The organism is Paramagnetospirillum kuznetsovii (assembly GCF_003284725.1).
Classification (GTDB): domain Bacteria; phylum Pseudomonadota; class Alphaproteobacteria; order Rhodospirillales; family Magnetospirillaceae; genus Phaeospirillum; species Phaeospirillum kuznetsovii.
On the sequence record NZ_PGTO01000001.1, the window covers coordinates 42,417 to 64,174 of the forward strand.

The window sequence follows — 21,758 nt, forward strand, 5'->3', positions numbered from 1 at the left end:
GGACGCGGGCGGCGCCATGACCCAGAGCGTTCTGGTCACCGGAGGCACCGGCTATATCGGCTATTGTCTTGTCCGCAGACTGGGCGAGCTTTTCCAAGACGTTCATGTTCTGACGAGGGGCGGCGACGCCGAAAGGCTGAACGCCTTGCCCCGCCGCCCGACGCTTCACCGCGCCCCCGCCGATGGCGGAAAGTTGGCCGCATTGGTAACCAGCATCGCCCCCGGCCAAGTCTTCCATCTGGCGGCCCCTCCCGGCCGCGCTGGCCCAGCCATGATCGACGACTACTTGCGCTATTCCCTCTACCTGATGGAGGGCGCCGCCGCGGTGTCGGGACTGCGCTTTGTCAATGTGGGCACGTGGTGGCAGATCGGCGATGACGGCCGCTACAAGCCGACCAATCTGTACGCCGCCGCCAAGCAGGCGGTTCACGACTTGCTGGTCCATTACGCCAGTCAGGGCATGTCGGCCTGCACCTGCGCGCCGTTCGATGTCTATGGCCCTGGCGACTGGCGCGGCCGCTTCGTGAGCGCCCTATGCCGTGCCTTCGAGACCAAGATGCCCGCCACCGAGGGGATTCAGTTGGTCAACCTGATTCATGTGGACGACGTGGTGAACGGCCTGCTTGCCGCCGCCGCCGCAGAAGAGGAAGGCTGCCCCCTCTATACCCTGGGCAGCGGGGAGCCGATGGTCAGCCTGCGCCAGGTGGCCGAACGGGTCGCCGCCCTTGCCGGTCGCCCCCCCCTGGTGGACTGGGGCAGCGTCGGTTATGGACCCGGCCAAGTGTTCCGACCCTGCCCGGCAGATCGGCCGCCCCCCGGCTGGACACCGGCCATATCACTGGACGACGGTTTACTGGATGTGCTCGCCCATGGCTGACAAGACCCTGATATCCCTGGTGATCCCGGCCTATAACGAAGCCGACAACATCCGGCTGATGTATGAGACCCTGGTGCCGATCCTGGACTCGCTGGCGGACCGTTACGATTTCGAGATGGTATTCACCGATAACCATTCGACGGATGACACATTTTTTCTGCTGCAGGCCTTGGCGCAACGTGACCCGCGCATCCGGGTTCTGAGATTCTCGCGTAATTTTGGCTATCAGCGCTCCATCCTGACGGGCTACCAATGGGCCAGGGGAGCGGCGGCCATCCAGTTGGATTGCGATCTCCAGGATCCGCCGACCCTGATTCCCGAATTCATAGGGAAGTGGGAGGAGGGCTTCAAGGTGGTCTATGGCGTCCGCATCACCCGCCAGGAAGGGGCCGCCATTTCGCTGACCCGCAAGATCTTCTATCGGATCATCAGAACCCTATCGGAGGTGGATCTCCCCCTGGATGCGGGTGATTTCCGCCTCATCGACCGGTCCATCCTCGACATCTTGAAGAATTGCCGCCACGCCAATCCCTACCTGCGCGGAACCATCGCCAAGGCGGGTTTCAAGACCACCGGCATTCACTATGACCGGCTGGCACGCGCTGGCGGCGAAAGCAAATTCTCGCTTGCGGATTATTTCGCCATCGCCGTGGACGGCATCGTCAGCCAGTCGGTGGTTCCGCTGCGTCTGGCGACCTATGTGGGGCTGGCGGTGGCGGTCATCACCATGTTTGCGTCGATCGCCTATGTCATCGCACAATTCATCCACAGTGACACTTGGCCGCGCGGCTTTGCCACGCTGGCCATCCTGATGTTGTTCTCCATCACCCTGAACGCCATCCAACTGGGTATTTTGGGCGAGTATGTGGCGCGTATTTATCGCAACTCCCAGGACGATCCCCTGACGATCATCGAGCAAGCGGTTCCCACGGAATTTGCCGAGAGCGGCCCGGAGTGGCGCAAGACCTCACTTCCGGGGCAAAGCACCGACAGCAAGTGAGGCGCCCATGTTTTTCTTGGTCCTGAGAAGCATACAACTGGCGGCGATGGCGACCGCCGCATTCCTGACCCACCGGGTCAAGGCCGAACCGAGCCGCCGGGCCATCCTGGGCGCCGGATTCGGGTGGGTCGCCCTGACCAGTCTGCTTTACTGGGTGGCCGGTCCATACTCGTTCGCCATCATCAACCAAGAACTCGATTACGCGGTTCCGCTCTACGCTTTCGTTGCGGGGCTGCCCGAGGGCACCCAATTCGCCCATGGATTTGCGGCCGGCAACGACGTTTTCGGCATGTCGCCCTTCAGCGGCCAGCTTGTTTCGCTGGATCGCTTTCTGCTCACCCATCTCCCGCTGTGGCTGGCGTTCACCGTCAATCGGATCCTTGCCACCTCCCTTGGCCTCATGGGCGGCTACCTGATCTGTCGACGCTGGGGCAGATGCGACCGGATCACCGCTTTCGGCGTCTCGGCACTGGCGACCGTGGCGGGCGAATTCACCACCACCGTTGTCTGGACCGTGGGGCTGGGCTACGCGATCCTGCCGTTGATGGTCTATGCCGTGGTGCTGCGGCAAGGCAAACGCCATTATTGGCTGGGCGTGCTGGCGGTGGCGATCCTCAATGCACTTTCCTGCACGCCAACCCATAGCATGGTGGCGACCTGCGCCACTCTTGGATTCACCATGCTGCTCGTGGGGCCGAAAGCGGCGCTCAGAGCAGTGCCGGGAACGGCGGTCGTGGTGTTGGTGGTCATACTGGTATGGCACGAAATGCTTTTTGGCATGGCCAGCCTGGGCGTCTGGAGCTATCGCGCCAGCCTCGCGGTGGACAGCCCGCCGATCCTGGAGGTCATCGCCCGGCTCACCGATATGGCCTCGATCTACAAGGAGACCTTCGCCGCCTTGGCCCTGGCTATCCTGTCGCTCTGGCGCGGAGGCTGGAAGCGGGCCATGGCGCCCACCGCCATCACCGCGGCTCTCTTCATGGCACCGCTGATCCTGTTTCAGACCCCGTGGAGCCGAATCGGGCTTAAGCCGCTGGGGGCTTTCAACTTCACCTACCTGCTTTATGGGCTGCCGGTGGTGGTCATCCTGCTCATGGCCCAGGCCGGGCAGCGCTGGAACGGGCGCGCGCCGCTCGTCGGCATTCTTGTGTGTGCTTTGGCGGTCGGCCGCCTTGCGTGGTTGGACGCATATCAGGCGTCGGTCTGGCTCAGTCAAGGAGGCGTGAACACCGTCTCCACCGAGGCGCTCAAGACGGCGCCGTGGCGACCTGTCGAACCGACCCGCGTGGTTTCCGTCCCCTATCGCCTTCCGGCCAACGTCGCCGCCAGCGCAGGGTTCGACACCCTTGACGGGTTCACCGCTCTGTTGCCCCGGTCATTGGGAATCTGGTGGGAATGGGCGATCGGTCCGGTGAAGGAGAAGCCGAATACCGGCAATCTGACGCTTGAAACCCAAATCGACCTGAAATGCTGCCGCCGCTACGACATGGCCAAACTGATCAATCTGGACGCGCTCAGAATCGCCAATGTCGGCATCATCCTGAGCCGACTGCCACTCGGCGGCGAAGGCCTTCGGTTGATCAGCGCCACCGACGACAGCGTCTCGCCGCCCCGCACGGACACGCCCAGGTCGGATGCCTTGCGAAGCTATGTGGGTTACCTTGCCAAGCCACCACCCATCCACGCCTATGGTCTGGACTCTCCTCTGCCACGGGTCTTTGCCGCCACGAGCCTGCATCTCGTCGCCGACGATGCCGGCGACGAGGCCATGGTGCGTGACGTCCTGAGCAATGCCATGAGCCGCGCGGCCGTCCTGCGCGCCACGGATGGCACGACACTCGACGCGCCTGACCGATGGACCATGACGATCACCGCTGCCACCCTTGTCGAGAACGGCTTTGATATTGTCCTGGATGCCCCGGATGGCGGAATAGCCATCATCAACACGCCATGGATGCCGTTCTGGAAGGCGCGGGTGGATGGGGTCGCGAGGCCCGTGGTCTCCGCCAATGTCATCCATCTCGCGGTGGCCGTCCCGCCGGGGGGAAAGCGCCTTGAACTGCGATGGGACCGTCCCTTGCTGCGCCATAAGCTGCTCGGGGCGCCGTAAATCCGGTCCCACATGCAGCCCGCTGGACATTCCAGCGGCCAAGCCCCTATGATCCGGGACTTTTTGGTCGAGAATGACAAGGCGGTCGGCCGTTCTTATGAGTAAATGGCAAAAATCCATCATTCCGCCCTCGGCTCCGATCACCGACGCCATCCGCATCATCGATCGCGGCGGCACCCAGATCTGTCTGGTGGTCGACGAGGAGAACCGCCTGCTGGGAACCGTCACCGACGGCGATGTGCGGCGCGCCATCCTGCGTTCGGTGCCGCTGTCGGACACCGTCGCCGGGATCATGAACCGCACCCCCATTTCCGGGGCGATCGGACAGTCCCGCGAAGCCCTGCTGGCCCGCATGCGCGAGCGGCGCATCCATCAATTGCCCATTCTCGACCAGGACGGCAAGGTCTTCGATCTGGCGATCCTGGATGATCTGATCCGCGCCGACCGGCCCGACAACTGGGTGGTTCTGATGGCGGGGGGGTTGGGCACCCGGCTGCGGCCGCTGACCGAGGACACGCCCAAGCCCATGCTGAAGGTGGGGTCCAAGCCGCTGCTGGAAATCATCCTCGACAATCTGATCAAGCAGGGGTTCCACCGCTTCTACGTCTCGGTCAACTATCGGGGCGAGGTGATCAAGGAGCATCTGGGCGACGGCTCTCGCCTGGGCGTCGAGATCCGCTATCTGGACGAGACCAAGCGCCTGGGCACCGCCGGACCCCTATCCCTGATCCCCGATCCCCCCCAGGAATCCCTGGTGGTGATGAACGGCGATCTGCTGACCAAGGTGGATCTGCGCCAGATGCTGGATTTTCACCGCGAGCAGGAGGCGCGCGCCACTTTGGCGGTGCGCGACTACGAATTCCAAGTGCCCTACGGCGTCGTCACGGTGGAGGGTAACGCGGTGGTGGCGCTGGACGAAAAGCCCATCCATCACTTCTTCGTCAATGCCGGTATCTATGTGCTGGAACCCGAGGTGACGGCGTCCATCCCCGCCGACACCTTCCACGACATGCCCGACGTGTTCAAGGCGCTGATGGCGGCAGGCAAGCGCACCGCCGCCTTCCCCATCCGGGAATACTGGCTCGACATCGGCCGCATGGACGATTTCGCCCAGGCCAACCGGGAGTTCCTGCGGGAATTCTCCGAGGATTGAGTCATGGCCCATCTCCGTCTGATCGCCCGCCTCGACATCAAGGCCCCCAATCTGATCAAGGGCATCCATCTGGAAGGCGTGCGGGTAGTGGGCAATCCCCAGACCTTCGCCCAGCGCTATTACGACCAGGGCGTCGATGAACTGCTCTATGTGGACGCTGTGGCCAGCCTGTACGGCCGTAACAGCCTGACCGATCTGGTCCGCCACACCGCCGAGAACGTCTTCATCCCCATCACCGTGGGCGGCGGCTTGCGCTCGGTCGACGACGTGCGCGCCATGCTGCGCGCCGGAGCCGACAAGGTCGCAATCAACACCGCCGCCGTGGCGCGGCCCGACTTGATCCGCGAGGTGGCGGAAACCTTCGGCTCGCAATGCATGGTGGTCTCCATCCAGGCCAAGCGGCAGACCGACGGCCGCTGGGAGGCGCTGACCGATGGCGGTCGCGAGCATTCCAAGCTGGACGCCATCCATTGGGCCAGGCAGGCGCAGGACTTGGGGGCGGGCGAGATCCTGCTGACCTCGGTGGATCAGGAGGGCACCCAGAAGGGCTTCGATCTCGCCCTGACCAGGGCGGTGGCCGAGGCGGTGACCATTCCGGTGATCGCCTCGGGCGGCATGGGCAAGCTGGACCATCTGGACGCCGTGGTCGGCGAGGGCAAGGCCGACGCCGTCGCCATGGCCCATGTGCTGCATTACGACAAGCTGAGCCTGGACGCCATCCGCGCCCATGCCCGCAACTCCGGCATCACGGTGCGCCATGACGGTTAATGTGACGGTGGTCGATTACGGCGTCGGCAATCTGCTGTCGGTGACCCGCGCCCTGGCCCATGTGGGGGCCGCGCCGGTTCTGTCATCGGATCCGGCCGTCATTCTGGCCTCCGAGTTTCTGGTTCTGCCGGGCGTCGGAGCCTTCGGCGCCGCCATGATGGAACTGGAGCGGCGCGGCCTGACCGGCGCCTTGAGGGAGCGGGGCCGCTGCGGCAGGCCCTTCCTCGGCATCTGCCTGGGGGCGCAGCTGCTGCTTGATGGCAGCGATGAGTTCGGCAGCCACGACGGGCTGGGGTTGATTTCGGGCCGGGTCCAGGCGGTTCCCTCCACGGGCGGCGACGGCCGCACCCATCGCATTCCCCATATCGGCTGGGCCGATCTGGCCGAGCCTGCGCCCGGACGCTGGCAGGGAACCATCTTTCAGGACACCAGGCCGGGCACTTCCGTCTATTTCGTCCATTCCTTCCACGCGATGCCCACCGATCCGGCGCATTTGCTGGCGGTCGTCGATTACGACGGCATCCCGGTCACCGCCGCCATCGGCCACGGCGCCGTCACCGGTTGCCAGTTCCACCCGGAAAAGAGCGGCGAGGCCGGTCTTCGCATGCTCCACCGCTTCGCCGGCCTGGGCGACTGAGCCTCCATGCCTCCTGCCTTCATCATACTGGGCGAAGCAACCCTGCCTCGGTTCCTGCTGAGCCTCATCCGAGGCGAGACGCCGGAAATCCTCGCGGTCGCGCCGCTTCTGCCTTGGCTGCGCGCACCCTTGGACCGGCTGGCCGCCTGGGCCAAGGCCAGCGGACGAGCCCGCGATGCCGGACGGCTGGCGCCCGGCGTGGCGGAACTGAAGGGCAGCCTGCTTCACTACCACGACGTGTTCGGCCGCGCCGAATCCTGGCACGACGCCCATTTCCGCTTTGACGCGGCCGAGGCGCGGCTGGGAGCTCTCGCCATGGCCTACAAACATGCCACCTGCAATGACGTCGTCCGCCATTTTCGTGCCGTCCTCATCTTGGACGCCATCGCTCGCGCCCAGGGATGCGCCCCTCGGGTGGACGGTGCCGACCCCGACCTGTTGGGGCTGTTTGCCGCCTTCGCCGGACTGCCGGTCGACGGCCAGCCGGTCAGGGCGCCAAGGCGGCTGATCAACGCCGTCACCGCCCTGATGGTGATGGCCTATTGCCTCGGATGGATGGCGCGGCGCATCCGGCTGGCTCCGCCCCCGGCCGAAGCCGTCTTCCTGGCCGCCGATTTCCTGAAGGACCCTCGGGATTACGGCATTTATGACGATGCCGCCGAGGGTGGGACGGTGCTGCTGGTGATGCGCAACCGGGATTTTTCCACCGCCGAAATCCCCGAATTGGCGCCTTATGCCACCGCCCATTCCGACGAGGGCTGGCTGGGTGTGGGCGCCGCCCTGTCGAGCCTGGGCGGAGTGGCGGCGGAGCTGTGGCGGCTGTGGCGGTTTGCCGGTTCGCGAAGCCCCACCCATTTTGGCCGCCTCGCCACCTTGCCGCATAAGCGGCTGAAATACCGGGCGCTGTTCGCCCGCTTCCGTCCGGCCTTCTTCTTCGGCCGCGACGACTACAACACCGACCATATCCTGCGGCGCCAGGAACTGGTCCGGCTGGGCGGCCGGTCGCTGGGCGTCAACCATTCCATTCCCAACGTCGCCTGCATCCAGCCCATGTGGCGCTATATCAGCTTCGATACCTATTACGTTTTCGGGCGCTGGGTCTACGAGACCTTCTACAAATCCACCTGGGCGGCGGACATGGAAGTCCGGGCGGTGGGGAGCTTCGGCTTCACCCGCGACATGCATCGCCGCTTCCGCGAGGCCGGGTCGCGGCCCAAGGACGTGGTGGTATTTACCGACAACTCTGCCGGGCTGGCAACCACCCTGGCCCTGGTGCGCGGATTGGCCGAGGCCTTGCCCGACCGCGATATCCTGTTGCAGGTACGCGGCTTGCGGCAGGAGGCCAACCGGGCTTTCGTCGCCGCCTGCACGGAAGGTCTTGGTCATGTCCGCTACTGCCCGGTGCCCGCCTACGAGCTGTTGCCTCTGGCGGGCTATGCCGTCAGCGACGCCTCGGCGGTGGTGGTCGAAGCCATCCAGGCCGGACTGGTCACCTATTTCATGGATATGATGCCAGTGCATCCTTCCTGCATGTTCCGCCCCTTCCCCGATCTGGTGGTGACCTCGGCAGCCCAGGTGGCCGAGCGCATTCGTGCCCACGAGGACGGCACCCATCCGTATCCGCGCGAAAAATTCGGCGGGCTGGTGGACCTGACTGGCCGCGTCTATCTCGATGAGATCCGCAAGGATCTGGGGCTGGCGGCGAAATGAAGCCGGTCGTCCTGCTCAACGACACCTCCGCCAACCGTCACCATGGCTGTCATCTCGTCTCTCGCCGGATCGACCAGCTGGCGCGGGCCAGCGGCATGGAGATCGTCGCCCGCTGCCCGGTGGCCCAGGACTGGCGGAGTTGGCCGGGCGTCGTCGCCGCCATGGCCGGTGCCGACATGGTGATCATCAACGGCGAGGGCACCATCCACGGCTCCAAGCCGCATGTGCTGGGCCTGTTGCAGGCGGCGGCCCATGCGCGCGGTCTTGGCGTGCCGACGGTGCTGATCAATTCCATCTGGCAGAACAACGATTCCCGCTTCGTTGAAGCCGCCCGATCCCTGGCCGCCATCTGGGTGCGCGAATCCGCCAGCCGCGACGAACTGGCGGCGGCCGGACTGGCCGCTACGGTGGTCCCTGACCTCACCCTATCGGTGGAGCCGCCGCAAAAGGCCGCCCGTTCCGGCATCCTGTTCACCGACAGCAATCGCGACGACGTCACCGCCATGTTGTGGCGGTTGGCCGGAGCGTCGCCGGATTCGAGCTGGCTGTCGTTCCTGACGCCGCCTTCCGGAACCGGGGCCGGGGAACTGGCCAAATGGTGGATTCAGACCACCCTATTCCGCTGGTTGCGCCCGTCGCGGCCCGGCCCACGAACCACCAATTATACCGGCACCTCCGCCACGGCGGACGAGGCCCTCCGCCGGATCGCCGAAGCCGAACTGCTTATCAGCGGCCGCTTTCACGCCATCTGCTTCGCCATCCTGGCGGGGACTCCTTTCCTTGCCATTCCGTCCAGTTCGCGCAAGATAGAAGCCATGCTGAATGACGCCGGACTGGCCCACCGCCTGTGTCCGGTCACTGCGTTGGAGCGGCTGGACTTGGCCGCGACGGCGCCGTTCACCGCCACCGACCACGATTCAGCCCAGTGCTTCCGCGATCGGGCTCGCCGGGATGCCCAGGCCATGTTCGCGCAAATCCGGGCCATGTGCCGCTGAAACGGGGGAAGAGGTCAGATGTGCGGAATCTTCCTGTGGATCGATCGTCGGGGAGCGGTGGACGTTGCCCGTGCCGCCCGGGCGCTGTTGGTCCAGAACCATCGAGGGCCAGACAATCAGGCCCTGTGGGTCTGGGACGGGGCGAACGCCGAGCGTATCGAACGATTGGCCGAGCGGCTGGCCGACGGCAGCCTGGAGGGGCGGCGCGCCCATGTGGTGCTGGGCAACAACCGTCTGGCCATCAACGACCCGACGCCGCGGTCCAACCAGCCCATGGCGTCGCCCGACGGTCGGCTGGCCATCACCTTCAACGGCTGCATCTATAATTTCGTGGAATTGCGCGCCGGCCTTGAGGCGGAAGGCGAGCGCTTCACCACCACCGGCGACACCGAAGTGCTGGTGCGCATGCTGGCGCTGAAGGGGCCGGATGCCGTGCGCCGGTTGAACGGTGCCTGGGCCTTCGCCGCGCTGGACATGGCGGCTCGCACGGTCACCCTGTCCCGCGACCGCTACGGCGAGCGTCCCCTGTTCTTCCACCAGGACGGCGACGCGTTTGTCGCCGCCTCCGAGATCAAGACGCTCTATGCCGCATTGGGCGGCGAGCGGGTGGTCGATCCCGACCATCTGATGGCGTTCCTCGCCTTCCGCAAATGGCCGTTGCGAGATGGCCAGCGTTCGTTCTTCCAGGGCATCCGGCGGCTGGTGCCGGGAACCTCGCTCACCATCGACGCCGACAGCCTTCGCGTCACCGAGGACGCCAACAATACCATCGACCATTACCTGGATGGGTCGGCGCGGGCCGAGGATATCGCCGACGACGTGCGCCGCGCCGTGGAGATCCGGTTGCGCGCCGACGTGCCTGTCGCGGTGCTGCTGTCGGGCGGCATCGACAGCACCATGATCGCCGCCTTTGCCTGCATGGACAAAGCGGTCCGTGACAAGGTCGCCTTCTATACCGCCAGCAATCCCGGCACCGTGGGACGCGACCTGCCCTTCGCGCGCATGGCCGCCAAGGATCTGGGCATCGAGTTGCGCGAAGTGGGCATGGAGATCGATCTGGGCGCCTTCGATCATCTGACGGCCCTGGCGGCCCAGTACGATCTGCCGGTGCCGATTGTGGGAACCACCGCGGCCATGAACGAGATGTACCGTGCCATGGGGCGCGACGGCATCAAATGCGTGCTGGACGGCACCGGTGGTGACGAAATCTTCGGCGGCTACAAGGACTACTACGTCCTGACCGCCGTGGCCGGATTGATCGGGCGAGGACGGCTGGGCCACGCCCTGGATTTGGGCCGAACCGCCTGGAGCAAGCGCTGGGTCGATCGTACCATGGTGCTGCGCTACGCCTACGGTCGGCTGACCGGCAAGCCCTATGGCAGTTCACCCCTGCGTCATTTCGCTGATCTGGCACACCCCCGATACCGGGGCGCGGTGGCGCATACCCCGTTCTACTACCCAGAGAAGAACCATTTCCGGCAATCCTTGGCGGAAAACCAGCTGGAAGACTGCCTGACCGGCCGCTTGCCCGACTTCACCGCCTATGCCGACCACAATTCCATGCAGCATTCGGTGGAGAACCGTAGTCCGTTCCTCGACATGACGCTCGCCAAATACATGCGCTTGCCCGAGGAGGACAAATATCGCGACGGCTTCAACAAATGGGCGCTGCGCAAGGCCATGCCGCCGGTTATCGACCAGCGCCTGACATGGCGGCCGGAAAAGGTGGGAGCGCGCTGGGCCTCGGCTGAATTCTTCACCACCCATCGGGCCGCCATCCGCGCCCGCATCGCCAAATGCGACCTGCTGGCCCAGGCCTTCGACCTGACGGCCCTGTTGCAACGCCTGGACGGGCACGCCTACGAAACGGCTCTATCGCTGGATTTGCTGTCGGTGGCGCTGTTCGCCGAGGTTCATCCAACGGTGCTGGGCGAACCGGGGGCGGGCGGCGATGATTGACAGCTCCGGCGCTTCGCCATCATTCTGCCCGCGTCACCGCGACGCGGACCTGGAGACTATCCGCCAGATGACCGATTGGGTGGATGGCAGATGCTGAGAACCCTGACAAAACTGACAAGCCTGCTGGCGCCGACCGACCGGATAAGGGTCTTGCTGCTGCTGCTGCCCATGGCCATAGCCGCCGTATTGGAGCTACTCGGCATCGGCCTGCTGTTCGGCGCCCTGCAAGTAGCGTTCGGCGGCCTGCCGCCGGGAGGCGTCGCCACCGCCTGGATCGGCGAATTGGCCCGCGTCGTCGACGTCAACGTCTTCATGCTGGGGGTGGGGGCCTTCTTCCTGGTCAAGAATGCCGTCCTGCTGCTGCTCACCTGGTTGACCAACAGCATCTCGGCCCATCTCATCGCCCGCTTCCAGGCCGAGTTTTTCGGCAACTATCTGCGCCTGCCCTATACCAGCTACCTTGAGACCAACACCGCCAGTTTCATTCAAAATCTCCAGATCGGCACTCCGCAGGCGCTGGACACCGTCCGGGTGGTGCTGTCCACCGTGCTGGAAGTCTTGTTGGCCGGGGTAACCGTCGCCCTGTTGCTGGCGGTCGAGCCGGTGCTGTCCCTGGCTGGCGGCGCCGTGCTGCTGACCATCGGCATCGGCTTCCAGACCGTCGCTGGTCCCATGTTCCGCCGTTGGGGACAGCGTTCCTACGAGCACGAACTGCGCTTCCTCACCCTGGCCAAGGAAAGCTTTGCCGCCATTCGCGACGTGCAACTGGCCCACTGCCAGGATTACCTGTCCACGGTCTATGCCCGCGACACCCATGCCAATGCCCGCTATTACAGCCTGTCCAACACCAATCACACCACCGCCCGTATTCTGCTGGAAAGCGGTCTGGTGCTGGGCATTCTGGCCATGGTGATGATGGTGTCGCGCGATGCCGCCTCGGCCGGCGGCGCCGTGGCAACCGCCGGACTGTTCGGCATCGCCGCCATGCGGCTGCTGCCCTCGGCCAACCGGATTCTCAACAACCTCACCGAAATCCGCCGCCGCGACGAGGTGATCGGGCGGGTCCATGCCGACCTCGAAGCGGCCCGCACCGCCGTGCGCACCGCCGATCAGGCGGTGGACCAGACCGGTGACGCTCCAGTGGGCGGCAAGATCGAAATCCTGGGACTCCGGTTCCGCTACGGCGCCGCCGAGAGCGATGCGTTGGACGGCATCGATCTGACCATCGCCGAGGGCGAGGCGGTCGGCATCGTCGGAGCCTCCGGCTCGGGAAAGTCCACCCTGGTGGACGTGGTGATGGGATTGCTGAGCCCGTCGGTCGGCTCCATCCGGGTGGGCGGCGTCGATGTGCTGCGCCGTCGGCGCGCATGGCAGAGCCGCATCGGCTACGTACCCCAGCGCATTCAATTACTCGACGATTCCCTTCGCCGCAACATCGCCTTCGGCCTGCCGGACGAAGCCATCGACGATCGGCAGGTCCGCAGCGCCCTGGCCCTGGCCCAGTTGGACGACGTGGTGTCTCGTCTGCCGCTGGGGCTCGACACCCCCATGGGCGAGCACGGCGCCCGGCTATCGGGCGGTCAGCGCCAGCGGGTCGGCATCGCCCGGGCGCTCTACCGCGATCCCGATGTGCTGGTGTTCGACGAAGCCACGTCGGCCCTGGACAACGAGACCGAACGTGAAGTCATCGACGCCATCCGCTCGTTCAAGGGCCGCAAGACCATCTTGATCATCGCGCACCGTCTGACCACGGTGCGCGACTGTGATCGGGTGCTGCTGATGCGCCAGGGCGCCATCGCCGATACCGGCACCCTGGCCCAGCTTGCCGACCGCCACCCCGAACTGGCGGGGGCGACATGATCCGAATCGCCGTCTCTAATATCGGCCTGCCGGCATTCAACCATCTGGGCCTGCTTCCCCGGTTGGCCGAGATGGGCGTCGGAGGGCTTGAGGTGGCGCCCAGCCGGGTCTGGCGCGACACCTGGATGGAGTTACCCCCGGCCGAGGTCGCCGCCTACGGCAAGGCCGTGAGGGACGCAGGGCTGACGGTCGTCGGGCTGCATTCGCTGTTTTTCGACCATCCCGACCTCGGCCTGTTCAAGGGAGCCGATACGCTAACCCACACGGTGGCGTTCATGGCCCATCTGTCGGCGGTCTGCCGCGATCTGGGCGGCACCACCCTGATCTATGGCGGCGGCCGCAAGCGGGGACAGCTTCCCCCGGCCGAGGCCGAGGCGGAGTGCGACGCTTTCCTGGACGCCCTGCTGCCCCGCATGGACGGCCACGGGACCAAGCTGTGCTTCGAACCCCTGGGGCCAAAGGACACCGATTTCCTCAATACCGCCGGGCAATGCCTCGCGCTGGCCGAGCGGTTCGCCCATCCGGCGCTGGGACTCCAGCTGGATGCCAAGGCCTTGATGGACAATGACGAACTAACCCAGGCGACCTTCCGGGCGGTTCAAGGCCGGCTCGACCATGTTCACGCCAACGATCCGGGCCTTGTGGTGGTGGGCTCGACCGGTCAGGTGGATCATGCCGCCATCGGGCGGCATCTGGCCGGTATCGGCTATGGCGGCTGGGTGTCGTCGGAACAGCGCATGCTGACCGAAGCCGATCCGCTGGCCGATATCGCCGCATCCGTGGCCGCCATCCGCGCCAACTATGGGAGCGCCCCATGAGCCCCTTCATCCGTCCCGACTGGGTTCCCGCTGTGCCCGACGGCATGCGTATCCTGATCACCGGCGCCACCGGGGGCCTCGGCCGCGCCCTGGTCTCCATGCTGCGCGAGGGATCCGACGGGGTGATCGGCGTTCACGGCGCCAGCCAATCCTTCGAGCCGGCGCCCGGCCTGATTCCCATCCGCCGCCGTTTCGAGGGCGAGGCTGATTGCCGCGCCGTGGTGGACGAATTCATCGCCCAGGCCGGCGGTATCGATGCCCTGGTGGTGCTGTCGGGGTCCATTCTCTACACAGGCCATTGGAAGGAGATTAGCGAGGATGAGTGGCGCCGTGAGCAGGCAGTCAATCTGGACCAGCCCTTCTTCCTCGCCCGCGCCGCCATGGAGCGCATGACCGTTCAGGGAACCGGCGGAAGGGTGCTGCTAACCGGCACCGAATCCGCCATTCACGGCGGCTCGGCGACCTCGTTCCCCTACGCAGTGGCCAAGCGCGGCACCGAATGCATGGTCCAGGGCATGGCCCGGGAGGGCGCGCCCCATTCCATCCTGGTCAACGGCTTGCGCTTCGGCTTCATCGAATCCGGCTTTCACCAGCGCTGGCACCAGCGCACGCCCCAGCAGATGGACGAGCGGGCTGAACTGGTGCCCCTCAAGCGCGGCGGCCATGTGGACGAGGCCGCCGCTCTGATGATCTGGCTGCTGTCGGGCTGGTCGGCCTTCATGACCGGCCAGATGATTCCGCTGACCGGCGGCGACTGGCTTTAAACACTCCAGGCGGACCCAGAAGCTATTATGACGGCAACAGACTACATCATCATTCTCGTCTCATCGCTCGGACTGTCTGGTATCGGCAGGCTACTTCTTCCCGGATCTCCGTTTGGGCGCCATTTTGTCGCAGGGCTTGTCATTACGTCGGGCATTTCCGGCATCCTCTGCTATAGCGTCGCCGGTCTGGTGGCGCCGTTCCTGCGGATCATGTCGGTGTCGGGACTGGTGGTTTGGGGCCATGTGCTGTGGCGCCACCATCCGCACCTCTCCTGGTCCGAGATCGGACCCAAGATCGGACCCAAGATCGGACTGGCCTTCGTCGCGGTCGCCATCGCCGTTCCGTCCACCCTACCCATGCATTATCGCTTCGTCGCCATAGGCGAGCTCAATTACATGTTCGGCCCGGTGGTGGAAATTTTTCTCGCTGACTACCTGTCACCGCTGCGGGTTCCCGCCGCTTATCCCCTCGAAATGACCTCGGCCCATATCCTGGCGACCACCACCGCCGCCGCCATGGGCTGTCTGCTGCCCAAGGTCACGATGCTGCAGGGGATCGAAATCTGGTTCCTGCTGCTGACATTTGCCATGGCCCGCATCGCCTATCATGTACTGTCCCGCTCGGGACTGGCGTTGTGGCAATCGGTGCCCCTGGTCCTGGCGGTTGAACTGGTGGTGTTTCAGCGTGAATTCGACGCCAGCGCCCGCATCACCACTTATGTCTTTTGGGTTCTGGCCGTGGAACTTGGCCTGATCATCTATTGGCAGCGGCAAAACATCCAGACCGCCGCCCGCGACATTCTTTTCGTCCTGGTCGCCATCGCGACGGCGAAGCTCTCCGTGGCCTACGTGCCGTTTCTGATCTTCCTGTGGGTGGCGACCCGCTTTCCCCGCCAAATGCTTCACCCCACCGTCCTGCTATCCGGCATCATAGCCGCCACTCTGATGGTGGTCACGGTGATCCGGCCGCATCTGCATGCCCAGGCCAGCTACAAGATCACCTTGTTCAATCCGTTAGGCGGACGGGCCAGCCTCGACTATTACCCCAATATGATGGATTCGCTGCTGCGCCCTGACACCGTCGCCTGGTTCTCCAATCAGGATTATTCTGTCGGCATCCTGCTCATCGCCGTCCTCATGGCCTTGAAGTACTGGCTGGTCCCCATGAAGGCCACCGAGGGATTGGGCCGGGCACATCCCGAATTTCGCGAGATCTATCGCTGCGGCGACGTGGCCATTCTGGTCACGCTGGCGACCTGGGTGTTGCTGCGACACGACCAGCACGGCACCACCCATTCCAGCCTGCCTCCCCTGGCCATGACCGGCATGATCATGGCGGCGGTTCTCGCACGCGCCTGTCTGCCGAGCCGGGCCGCACACTGGCGGCTGGGGCTGATCCTCTATGCCGTCGTGTCGCTGGCCAGTGGATATCAGCCCTGGGAAAAGCTGCGTCCCGCCTCATCGGACCATCTTGGCGGCGTGAGCCATGCCGAGTTGGAGGCCATGACCGAGGCCGAGATTATGGCGGCCCGTCCCGGCGCGCCCGTCACCGACATATGCTATCGCGCCCTGCTGCGCGGCATGCGGATCGCGGCCGGCACCGTGCCCCGCGAATGCCTGGGAACTCTGGGCTATGTGACCGCGTTCCCGGCGGAGAAATGATCATGGCACTGCGTCATTGGCCCCCAAGCTTCATGCAACGCCCCCTTGAGCGGCTGGAACGAACCTGCGCCGCACCGATCGACGAAGAGGTGTGGAAGCGCTGGAAAAACCGGGTGGCGGCAGGAATTCTGGGATTGATGGCGGTGCTGGCAGTCCAGACCTCGGTCGTCCACGCGCCGGGATACCTCATCAATGCCCTCTACCACGGGCGCCAATTCGCCAATATACAGTTGCACGCCATGGCCCCGGCAGAGCGCGCCAAGCTGCTGGAACGGCTCTGTGCCGTTCAGCACTACCTGGAGAAGGGGGGCATAAACCCTTACGACATCCCCGACTACCAGTCGTGCATCGGCGGCAAGCCGTCGCCATAGTGGCGAGTCACCCCGAATATGAATCGCCCGTGGTCGTGAAACGGGGTCATGGGCAGGTGGAGACGCAGGGACAAGATGGTGATCAGCAGAATGACCGCCGTGGACGCCACCAGGGCGACCAGCAGGAACATTCCCATCAGCATCTGGGACATCCAGCCGACAGGGATAAAGTCCAGGATATCGAAAGCCCGAATCACGGAAGCGGCCACGAACATGACCGAGAAAACCGCCATCAGCAAGCCGGACAGCAACATGATCCGCACCGCCATGACGTCGGCATGGATGGTGAACCCGCTGAAGGCGTGAATGATCAGCCGGACCAAATTCATTTTGCCCTTGCCGAACACCCTCCGGCCGCGTTCCGTCGGAACTGTCGCGAAGGGTAAGCCGGCCCGCATGATGCTGGCGGGAAAATGATTCCAGAGTTCGGCGATATGAGCGATACGCTTGACGAGCTTTCCGGGAATCAGGCAGAAATTCCCCATGGAGATTGTCCGGCCGATCAGCAGCTTGAACAGCTTTTTATAGAGGTAATAAAAGGCTTTGAATGACCGGCTCTCCGATCGCTTGGTCCGGTCGGCGAAGATGATCTGCCTGCAGTCGCCCGCCTGAGCGGCTTCAAGCATGTCGGCGATATCCTCGGGCTTGTCCTCATTGTCGGAATCCATCACCACCAGGAAATCGCAGGGGATATTGCGGGCCACATAGCCCAGGCCCACCGCGGTTGCGCGTTGGTTGCCCTGGTTGCTGCCCAGTTGCACTTCATCAACGGTGCGGATGGCACGCAGAGACAGCGCAGCCACCTCGGCGCGGCCGTCGGTCTGACGCGAGGAATCATCGACGATCACCACATGTCCGACGAGTCCGCGCTCCGCCAGAATCTTGTCGATGAAGGGAATGATATAGGCGACGGACTGCCAGTCATCATAGGTCGCCATCACGACGCAGCATGTCTTGCCCGCCTGGTTTTCCGTCATGTCTTGGCTTTCGCGATGTCCCATGGGCAAAACTGATATGCGAGAAATCAAGGCAGCACAACGTCGGCTGACACATTATTTCCACACGGTGAAGTGCCGCTCCGGCAGTCCCTCGCAATGTAGATTGCGATCCGGGTTGCGGGTATGGAATTCCGGCTTGTGGGCAGCTTTGAGCGCCGCCACGGCAGCCGAGGAGTCGGCGCCGGTCAGGACCGCCTGGGCCAAGTCCAGCGCCTGCGGCGCCAGTTCCGCCAGCCGGTGGCGATGCACCAGCCACTCATTGACATAGAGTTCCCGGGCCAACGGCTCGACACGGGGCAACATCACCGGCAGCAGATTTGCGTGATCGAGCACCAGGACATTGACGCCGTTCAGCCAACTCGCCTCGTATTTTTCCAAGATGGCGCGATCGAGATTGGCCGGATGCGCTGGCGAATAGCTTTCGAACACCATCTTGAATTCGGGGTGAGCGATCAGGAAATCCCGAGTGCTTTGCCGCACGTCGAAATAATTGGCGTCGTCGACGATGATGACCGCGCGTTCGGCCAGATAGGGCCTGATCAGCAACAATGCCATCAACTGGCTGCGATAATCGTGGGCTCCGTCCACGAAAAACACCGCCACCTTGCGTTCACCGATATAGCTGCGCAGATCTTCCAGCGCGGCTTCGTAATCCCGGTTGATCAGATGAGCGTTGGCGGCATTCAGGCGGCGGGTGCGGTCTTCGACGATGCCGAGATTTTCGCCATTGGGATCGAGGATCGAAAAGTTGTCGATGCCGAAACACGGAAAATCAGGATGCTCGATCGCCACCGACAGCAGGGACAAGCCCTGGAACACACCGATTTCCAGATAGCACAGGGTATCGGAGCTCTTATCGATCAAGCCCACCAGCCGCTGCAGGGCCCCCACGGTCGAACGGCCCGACAAACCACCCAGAACGGCAGCGCCCTTGTCCGATAGCAAACCGTCCTGGTCTGCGGCGCGCAGCGCCGCGAGAACTTGGTCGAAAAACTCCTTGGTACTCATAACCGCCCCACACCTAATCGTTGATTTCCCCCACGTATCGCAGGAGGCGGCAGTATGCCATAACTGCCCGACGGTGAGAATAGAGTCGTCTCCGGCCAAGGGCATGGCTGCCGCGCCTTGCGCCACGTGCGGCCTTATGCCACAACATTTTCACTCATGACCATTCTTCTTCGCACATCGAGAGACCTGCCACAGGACGCCGCATCATGCACGTGGCTGGCCGTCACCGGGTCCGACGGGTCCGGGCTGGATCCGTCGCGCAAGCTGGCCGGATTGGCCCATGGGCTTGAAAGCGCCTTCGAGGCGTGCCGCGACGCGTGGTGGGGCCTCGCCCGCCGGCTGGGACAAACGCCCACGGCCAAGTTGTCCCATTCCATGGCCTGCGGCGCCTTCGGTTCCGATTTCGGCCTTATGCTGGCTTGGGATCACATGGCCCGCGCGCTTGCCGCGCAGCCCGAGCGGATCTTGATGGTGTGCGATGATCCTTGGCTCTTTCGCCAAATCGCCGCGCGACCAGGAATCCAGGCGGGTGAACCGCCACCATTGCGGCTGGTGGAGCTGAAGCTGGCGCTCCGCGGTTTTGCCGCCCGTGCAAGACTGGCGCTTCGGCTCGTTCTGGCCGCCCTGGCCACGAGACGTCTGAAGGCAGCCATCCCGCCCGGTGCCAACGTCCTGCTCGTCTATGGTCATCCCGCCAGCCGGGCCGACGGCTTCGACGCCTATTTCGGCCCCATGATGCGCGATCTCCCCCATGTGAAGCGGTTGCTCCATTGCGACTGCCCGCCTGGCCACGCCGCGCGATTGGCCGAGGATGGCCGGACCGCCTCGCTGCATGGCTGGGGCTCGCCCCTGTTCGCCCTGTCCATGCCGTTTCAAGCATGGCGAACAAGACGGGACGACGTTTCCGGCGAATTCGGCTGGCTGGTTCGTCGGGCGGCAGCCCGCGAGAACGGCGGCGGCGGTCCCGCCATGAATAGCTGGCAGATGCATTGCCAACGCCGCTTCCTGGCCGAAGCCAAGCCGGTCGCGGTGTGCTGGCCATGGGAGAATCATGCCTGGGAGCGCGATTTCTGCCGCGCCGCGCATGCGTCCCAAACCCGTAGCCTGGGCTATCAGCACACGGTGATCGGCCCGCACCAGATCAATTATTCGCCGCGCGCCAACGTAGATGGCCTGGAGAGCCTGCCCGACCTGATCATCGCCGACGGTCCCGCCTATCGCGACGAACTGATCGCCTGGGACGTACCACCGGAACGCCTGATCGTCGGCGGGGCTTGGCGGCTGCCGCCAGTGGCGGGAGGGCACTTCGATCCCTCCGCGCCGGTCTTCGTGCCGCTGTCGGCCATCCCGGCCATCGCCCGTCTGCAGGTGGAGGCGGGACGGAGGCTGGCGCGGTCCGGCCGCCGCACCTTGATCAAGCAGCACCCCATGTATCCGCTAGCCTTCACGCCGGAAGCCAATCTGGAACCCACCGACATCGGCATCACCGGCCATGCCCGGCTATCGGCCGTGGTCTCGGCCACCGGTACCTCGAGCCTGGAGGGTTTGCTTCTGGGAGTGCCCACCGTCCGGCTGCTGCCGGACGACCGGCTGGCGGTGGACATCTTGCCGACGGGGATCAAGGCCATGGCGGTCACGCCGGATGAGCTTTCAGATGCCCTGGCGTCGGCCGTCCAGTCTCCACCCGTCCGCTACGAAGATGTTCTGAGTCCGCCCGACTTGGCGGTATGGCGGAGCCTGCTAGGCGATTAGAGCGTCGAACTCGCCGCGATCATTGACGTAATCCGCCGGGTCGTATGCATGCGACGCCAGGACCAGGCAAACCGAGTCCGGCCGGCGCACCGTGATATCCACCCAGGACAGGGGGGGCAGGTGCAGCGCCAGGCGGGGACTGTCCAGGGTGAAACTCGCCCGCCCCCAGGGCGAGATCACCGACAGATCAAGGCTGCCGTGCAAACACAAGATACCCTGATGGCAGGTCCGGTGGGCATGGCCGCCGCGATGGCCGCCCTCGGGCAGTTCGTACATGAAGAAGACGCGGCGGACCTCGAAGGGGAAGTGGCCCGGCGTTTCGGCGAAGGCCAGCGCGCCGCGCTCGTCGCGAAATTCCGGCAGGGTGATCAGGGCGGGGCCGCTCACTCGTGCACCTCACCGATCACCGCTTCCGGCTTGCGGTTGACCGCGTCGAAGATACGCCACAGATATTCGCCGATTAGCCCCAGCATCACCATGATCAGGCCGGAAAACAGGCTGACCAGCGCCGCCAGGGTGGGGAACCCGGCCGCCGGGCTGCCGTTGATCAGGGCGAAGCCGACCACGTAGAGGCCGTAGAGAAAACCGAGGACGGCGGCGCCGACGCCCAGCATGGTCATGAAGCGGATCGGCCGCACCGAGAAGCCGGTGAAGGTGTCGACGAACAGGTTGAGCTTCTTGGTGAAGGTCCAGCGCGACTTGCCGTGTCGGCGCGCCACCCGGTCGTAGGTGATGATGGACGGCGCGAAACCCAGCCAGTAGGCGTAAAGGTTGATGTTGACGCATTTGGGGCCGTTGACGATATGGCCCACCATGGCGCGATCCACCAGCATGAAGTCGAAGCCGCCGGTGGGATAGTCGGCGATCACCAGCCATTTCAGCAGGCGGTAATACATCATGGAAAACAGCTTGGAATCGGCGGGATCATCGCGGGTGGCGCGCACGGCGATCATGAACTTCTCGCCGTCCAGCCAGCGTTTGACCATGTCCAGCAGCAATTCGGGGGGATCCTGCAGATCGGCCGACAGGGTGGCGACGCAATCGCCGGTGGCCAGACCGATGCCGCTTTTCATGGCGGGGAAGGATCCGAAATTGCGGGTATGGCGGGCGACCTTCACCCGCTTATCCTTGGCGTGAAGATCCAGCAGCACCTCGGCCGAGCGGTCACCGGAGCCGTCGTCGACGAAGATCATTTCAAGATCGACACCCAGCGTCGCCAACTGCGCGCCGACGCCGTCCAGACGTTCGTGCAGCAGGACAAGGCTGCCTTCGTTGAAATAGACCGGAACGACGACGCTGAGCTTCTTCATGACGGC

At 64.5% G+C, this 21,758-nt stretch carries 19 protein-coding genes; 15 read left to right on the forward strand and 4 right to left on the reverse strand.

The window, feature by feature from the left end; translation table 11 throughout:
• Window positions 1-16: 16 nt before the first annotated feature.
• The 14 genes from CU669_RS00165 (at window position 17) to CU669_RS00230 (ending at window position 16,684) form a co-directional block, all read left to right on the forward strand.
• Window positions 17-877, forward strand: coding sequence for an NAD-dependent epimerase/dehydratase family protein (locus CU669_RS00165; protein WP_112141789.1), 861 nt, complete (start codon window positions 17-19; stop codon window positions 875-877).
• Window positions 870-1,877 (forward strand): glycosyltransferase family 2 protein, encoded by a 1,008-nt coding sequence (locus CU669_RS00170; RefSeq protein ID WP_112141790.1) that lies wholly within the window; start codon window positions 870-872, stop codon window positions 1,875-1,877. Before CU669_RS00165 ends, CU669_RS00170 begins: the two co-directional genes overlap by 8 nt.
• 46 nt (window positions 1,878-1,923) lie before the next feature.
• The gene (locus CU669_RS00175) at window positions 1,924-3,987 is read left to right on the forward strand and encodes a hypothetical protein (RefSeq protein WP_112141791.1); all 2,064 of its coding nucleotides are present in this window, start codon (window positions 1,924-1,926) and stop codon (window positions 3,985-3,987) included.
• 97 nt (window positions 3,988-4,084) lie between these two features.
• Window positions 4,085-5,140, forward strand: a complete 1,056-nt coding sequence (locus tag CU669_RS00180; RefSeq protein ID WP_112141792.1) for a nucleotidyltransferase family protein — start codon at window positions 4,085-4,087, stop codon at window positions 5,138-5,140.
• A gap of 3 nt (window positions 5,141-5,143) precedes the next feature.
• Entirely contained in the window at window positions 5,144-5,908 is a 765-nt protein-coding gene (hisF, locus tag CU669_RS00185; protein WP_112141793.1) for an imidazole glycerol phosphate synthase subunit HisF, read from the forward strand.
• The gene (hisH, locus tag CU669_RS00190; RefSeq protein ID WP_112141794.1) at window positions 5,898-6,545 is read left to right on the forward strand and encodes an imidazole glycerol phosphate synthase subunit HisH; all 648 of its coding nucleotides are present in this window, start codon (window positions 5,898-5,900) and stop codon (window positions 6,543-6,545) included. The genes hisF and hisH overlap by 11 nt, the downstream gene beginning before the upstream one ends.
• Window positions 6,546-6,551: 6 nt before the next feature.
• Window positions 6,552-8,255: a hypothetical protein gene (locus tag CU669_RS00195; RefSeq protein WP_112141795.1), complete on the forward strand. Its 1,704-nt coding sequence runs from the start codon at window positions 6,552-6,554 to the stop codon at window positions 8,253-8,255.
• Window positions 8,252-9,250: a polysaccharide pyruvyl transferase family protein gene (locus CU669_RS00200; RefSeq protein ID WP_112141796.1), complete on the forward strand. Its 999-nt coding sequence runs from the start codon at window positions 8,252-8,254 to the stop codon at window positions 9,248-9,250. The genes CU669_RS00195 and CU669_RS00200 overlap by 4 nt, the downstream gene beginning before the upstream one ends.
• An 18-nt stretch (window positions 9,251-9,268) precedes the next feature.
• On the forward strand, window positions 9,269-11,209 hold the full coding sequence (asnB, locus tag CU669_RS00205) for an asparagine synthase (glutamine-hydrolyzing) (protein ID WP_112141797.1): 1,941 nt from the start codon (window positions 9,269-9,271) through the stop codon (window positions 11,207-11,209).
• A gap of 90 nt (window positions 11,210-11,299) precedes the next feature.
• A complete protein-coding gene (locus tag CU669_RS00210; protein WP_112141798.1) occupies window positions 11,300-13,069 on the forward strand; it encodes an ABC transporter ATP-binding protein in 1,770 nt (589 codons plus the stop codon).
• Window positions 13,066-13,887: a sugar phosphate isomerase/epimerase family protein gene (locus CU669_RS00215; RefSeq protein WP_112141799.1), complete on the forward strand. Its 822-nt coding sequence runs from the start codon at window positions 13,066-13,068 to the stop codon at window positions 13,885-13,887. Before CU669_RS00210 ends, CU669_RS00215 begins: the two co-directional genes overlap by 4 nt.
• Window positions 13,884-14,651, forward strand: a complete 768-nt coding sequence (locus CU669_RS00220) for an SDR family NAD(P)-dependent oxidoreductase (RefSeq protein ID WP_112141800.1) — start codon at window positions 13,884-13,886, stop codon at window positions 14,649-14,651. Before CU669_RS00215 ends, CU669_RS00220 begins: the two co-directional genes overlap by 4 nt.
• Before the next feature lie 27 nt (window positions 14,652-14,678).
• Window positions 14,679-16,313 carry an efflux RND transporter permease subunit gene (locus CU669_RS00225; protein ID WP_146747628.1) on the forward strand — a complete coding sequence of 545 codons (1,635 nt, stop codon included), beginning with the start codon at window positions 14,679-14,681 and terminating at the stop codon, window positions 16,311-16,313.
• 2 nt (window positions 16,314-16,315) lie between these two features.
• On the forward strand, window positions 16,316-16,684 hold the full coding sequence (locus tag CU669_RS00230; RefSeq protein ID WP_146747629.1) for a hypothetical protein: 369 nt from the start codon (window positions 16,316-16,318) through the stop codon (window positions 16,682-16,684).
• Here the strand turns inward: CU669_RS00230 and CU669_RS00235 are convergent.
• A complete protein-coding gene (locus CU669_RS00235; RefSeq protein ID WP_161539544.1) occupies window positions 16,648-17,661 on the reverse strand; it encodes a glycosyltransferase in 1,014 nt (337 codons plus the stop codon). The genes CU669_RS00230 and CU669_RS00235 overlap by 37 nt on opposite strands.
• Before the next feature lie 75 nt (window positions 17,662-17,736).
• Window positions 17,737-18,795: a class I SAM-dependent methyltransferase gene (locus CU669_RS00240; protein ID WP_112141804.1), complete on the reverse strand. Its 1,059-nt coding sequence runs from the start codon at window positions 18,793-18,795 to the stop codon at window positions 17,737-17,739.
• Window positions 18,796-18,846: 51 nt separating this feature from the next.
• Here CU669_RS00240 and CU669_RS00245 point away from each other — a divergent pair, with 51 nt between their 5' ends.
• Window positions 18,847-20,442 carry a hypothetical protein gene (locus CU669_RS00245; protein WP_112141805.1) on the forward strand — a complete coding sequence of 532 codons (1,596 nt, stop codon included), beginning with the start codon at window positions 18,847-18,849 and terminating at the stop codon, window positions 20,440-20,442.
• On the opposite strand, the gene CU669_RS00250 is transcribed toward CU669_RS00245, so the two are convergent.
• Both CU669_RS00250 and CU669_RS00255 read right to left on the reverse strand, forming a co-directional pair.
• Entirely contained in the window at window positions 20,431-20,829 is a 399-nt protein-coding gene (locus CU669_RS00250; RefSeq protein ID WP_112141806.1) for a sugar 3,4-ketoisomerase, read from the reverse strand. The two genes, CU669_RS00245 and CU669_RS00250, sit on opposite strands and share 12 nt — an antisense overlap.
• The gene (locus CU669_RS00255; RefSeq protein WP_112141807.1) at window positions 20,826-21,752 is read right to left on the reverse strand and encodes a glycosyltransferase family 2 protein; all 927 of its coding nucleotides are present in this window, start codon (window positions 21,750-21,752) and stop codon (window positions 20,826-20,828) included. The genes CU669_RS00250 and CU669_RS00255 overlap by 4 nt, the downstream gene beginning before the upstream one ends.
• Window positions 21,753-21,758: the final 6 nt, after the last annotated feature.

Excerpts from the sequence above, each read along its gene's own strand:
- CU669_RS00225 (WP_146747628.1), top strand. The coding sequence starts at position 14,679 with ATGACGGCAACAGACTACATCATCATTCTCGTCTCATCGCTCGGACTG.
- CU669_RS00210 (WP_112141798.1), top strand. The coding sequence starts at position 11,300 with ATGCTGAGAACCCTGACAAAACTGACAAGCCTGCTGGCGCCGACCGAC.
- CU669_RS00255 (WP_112141807.1), bottom strand. The coding sequence starts at position 21,752 with ATGAAGAAGCTCAGCGTCGTCGTTCCGGTCTATTTCAACGAAGGCAGC.
- CU669_RS00200 (WP_112141796.1), top strand. The coding sequence starts at position 8,252 with ATGAAGCCGGTCGTCCTGCTCAACGACACCTCCGCCAACCGTCACCAT.
- CU669_RS00195 (WP_112141795.1), top strand. The coding sequence starts at position 6,552 with ATGCCTCCTGCCTTCATCATACTGGGCGAAGCAACCCTGCCTCGGTTC.
- hisF (WP_112141793.1), top strand. The coding sequence starts at position 5,144 with ATGGCCCATCTCCGTCTGATCGCCCGCCTCGACATCAAGGCCCCCAAT.
- CU669_RS00220 (WP_112141800.1), top strand. The coding sequence starts at position 13,884 with ATGAGCCCCTTCATCCGTCCCGACTGGGTTCCCGCTGTGCCCGACGGC.
- CU669_RS00170 (WP_112141790.1), top strand. The coding sequence starts at position 870 with ATGGCTGACAAGACCCTGATATCCCTGGTGATCCCGGCCTATAACGAA.
- CU669_RS00240 (WP_112141804.1), bottom strand. The coding sequence starts at position 18,795 with ATGCCCTTGGCCGGAGACGACTCTATTCTCACCGTCGGGCAGTTATGG.
- CU669_RS00165 (WP_112141789.1), top strand. The coding sequence starts at position 17 with ATGACCCAGAGCGTTCTGGTCACCGGAGGCACCGGCTATATCGGCTAT.
- CU669_RS00245 (WP_112141805.1), top strand. The coding sequence starts at position 18,847 with ATGACCATTCTTCTTCGCACATCGAGAGACCTGCCACAGGACGCCGCA.
- asnB (WP_112141797.1), top strand. The coding sequence starts at position 9,269 with ATGTGCGGAATCTTCCTGTGGATCGATCGTCGGGGAGCGGTGGACGTT.
- CU669_RS00215 (WP_112141799.1), top strand. The coding sequence starts at position 13,066 with ATGATCCGAATCGCCGTCTCTAATATCGGCCTGCCGGCATTCAACCAT.
- CU669_RS00235 (WP_161539544.1), bottom strand. The coding sequence starts at position 17,661 with ATGACGGAAAACCAGGCGGGCAAGACATGCTGCGTCGTGATGGCGACC.
- CU669_RS00175 (WP_112141791.1), top strand. The coding sequence starts at position 1,924 with ATGGCGACCGCCGCATTCCTGACCCACCGGGTCAAGGCCGAACCGAGC.
- CU669_RS00230 (WP_146747629.1), top strand. The coding sequence starts at position 16,316 with ATGGCACTGCGTCATTGGCCCCCAAGCTTCATGCAACGCCCCCTTGAG.
- hisH (WP_112141794.1), top strand. The coding sequence starts at position 5,898 with ATGACGGTTAATGTGACGGTGGTCGATTACGGCGTCGGCAATCTGCTG.
- CU669_RS00180 (WP_112141792.1), top strand. The coding sequence starts at position 4,085 with ATGAGTAAATGGCAAAAATCCATCATTCCGCCCTCGGCTCCGATCACC.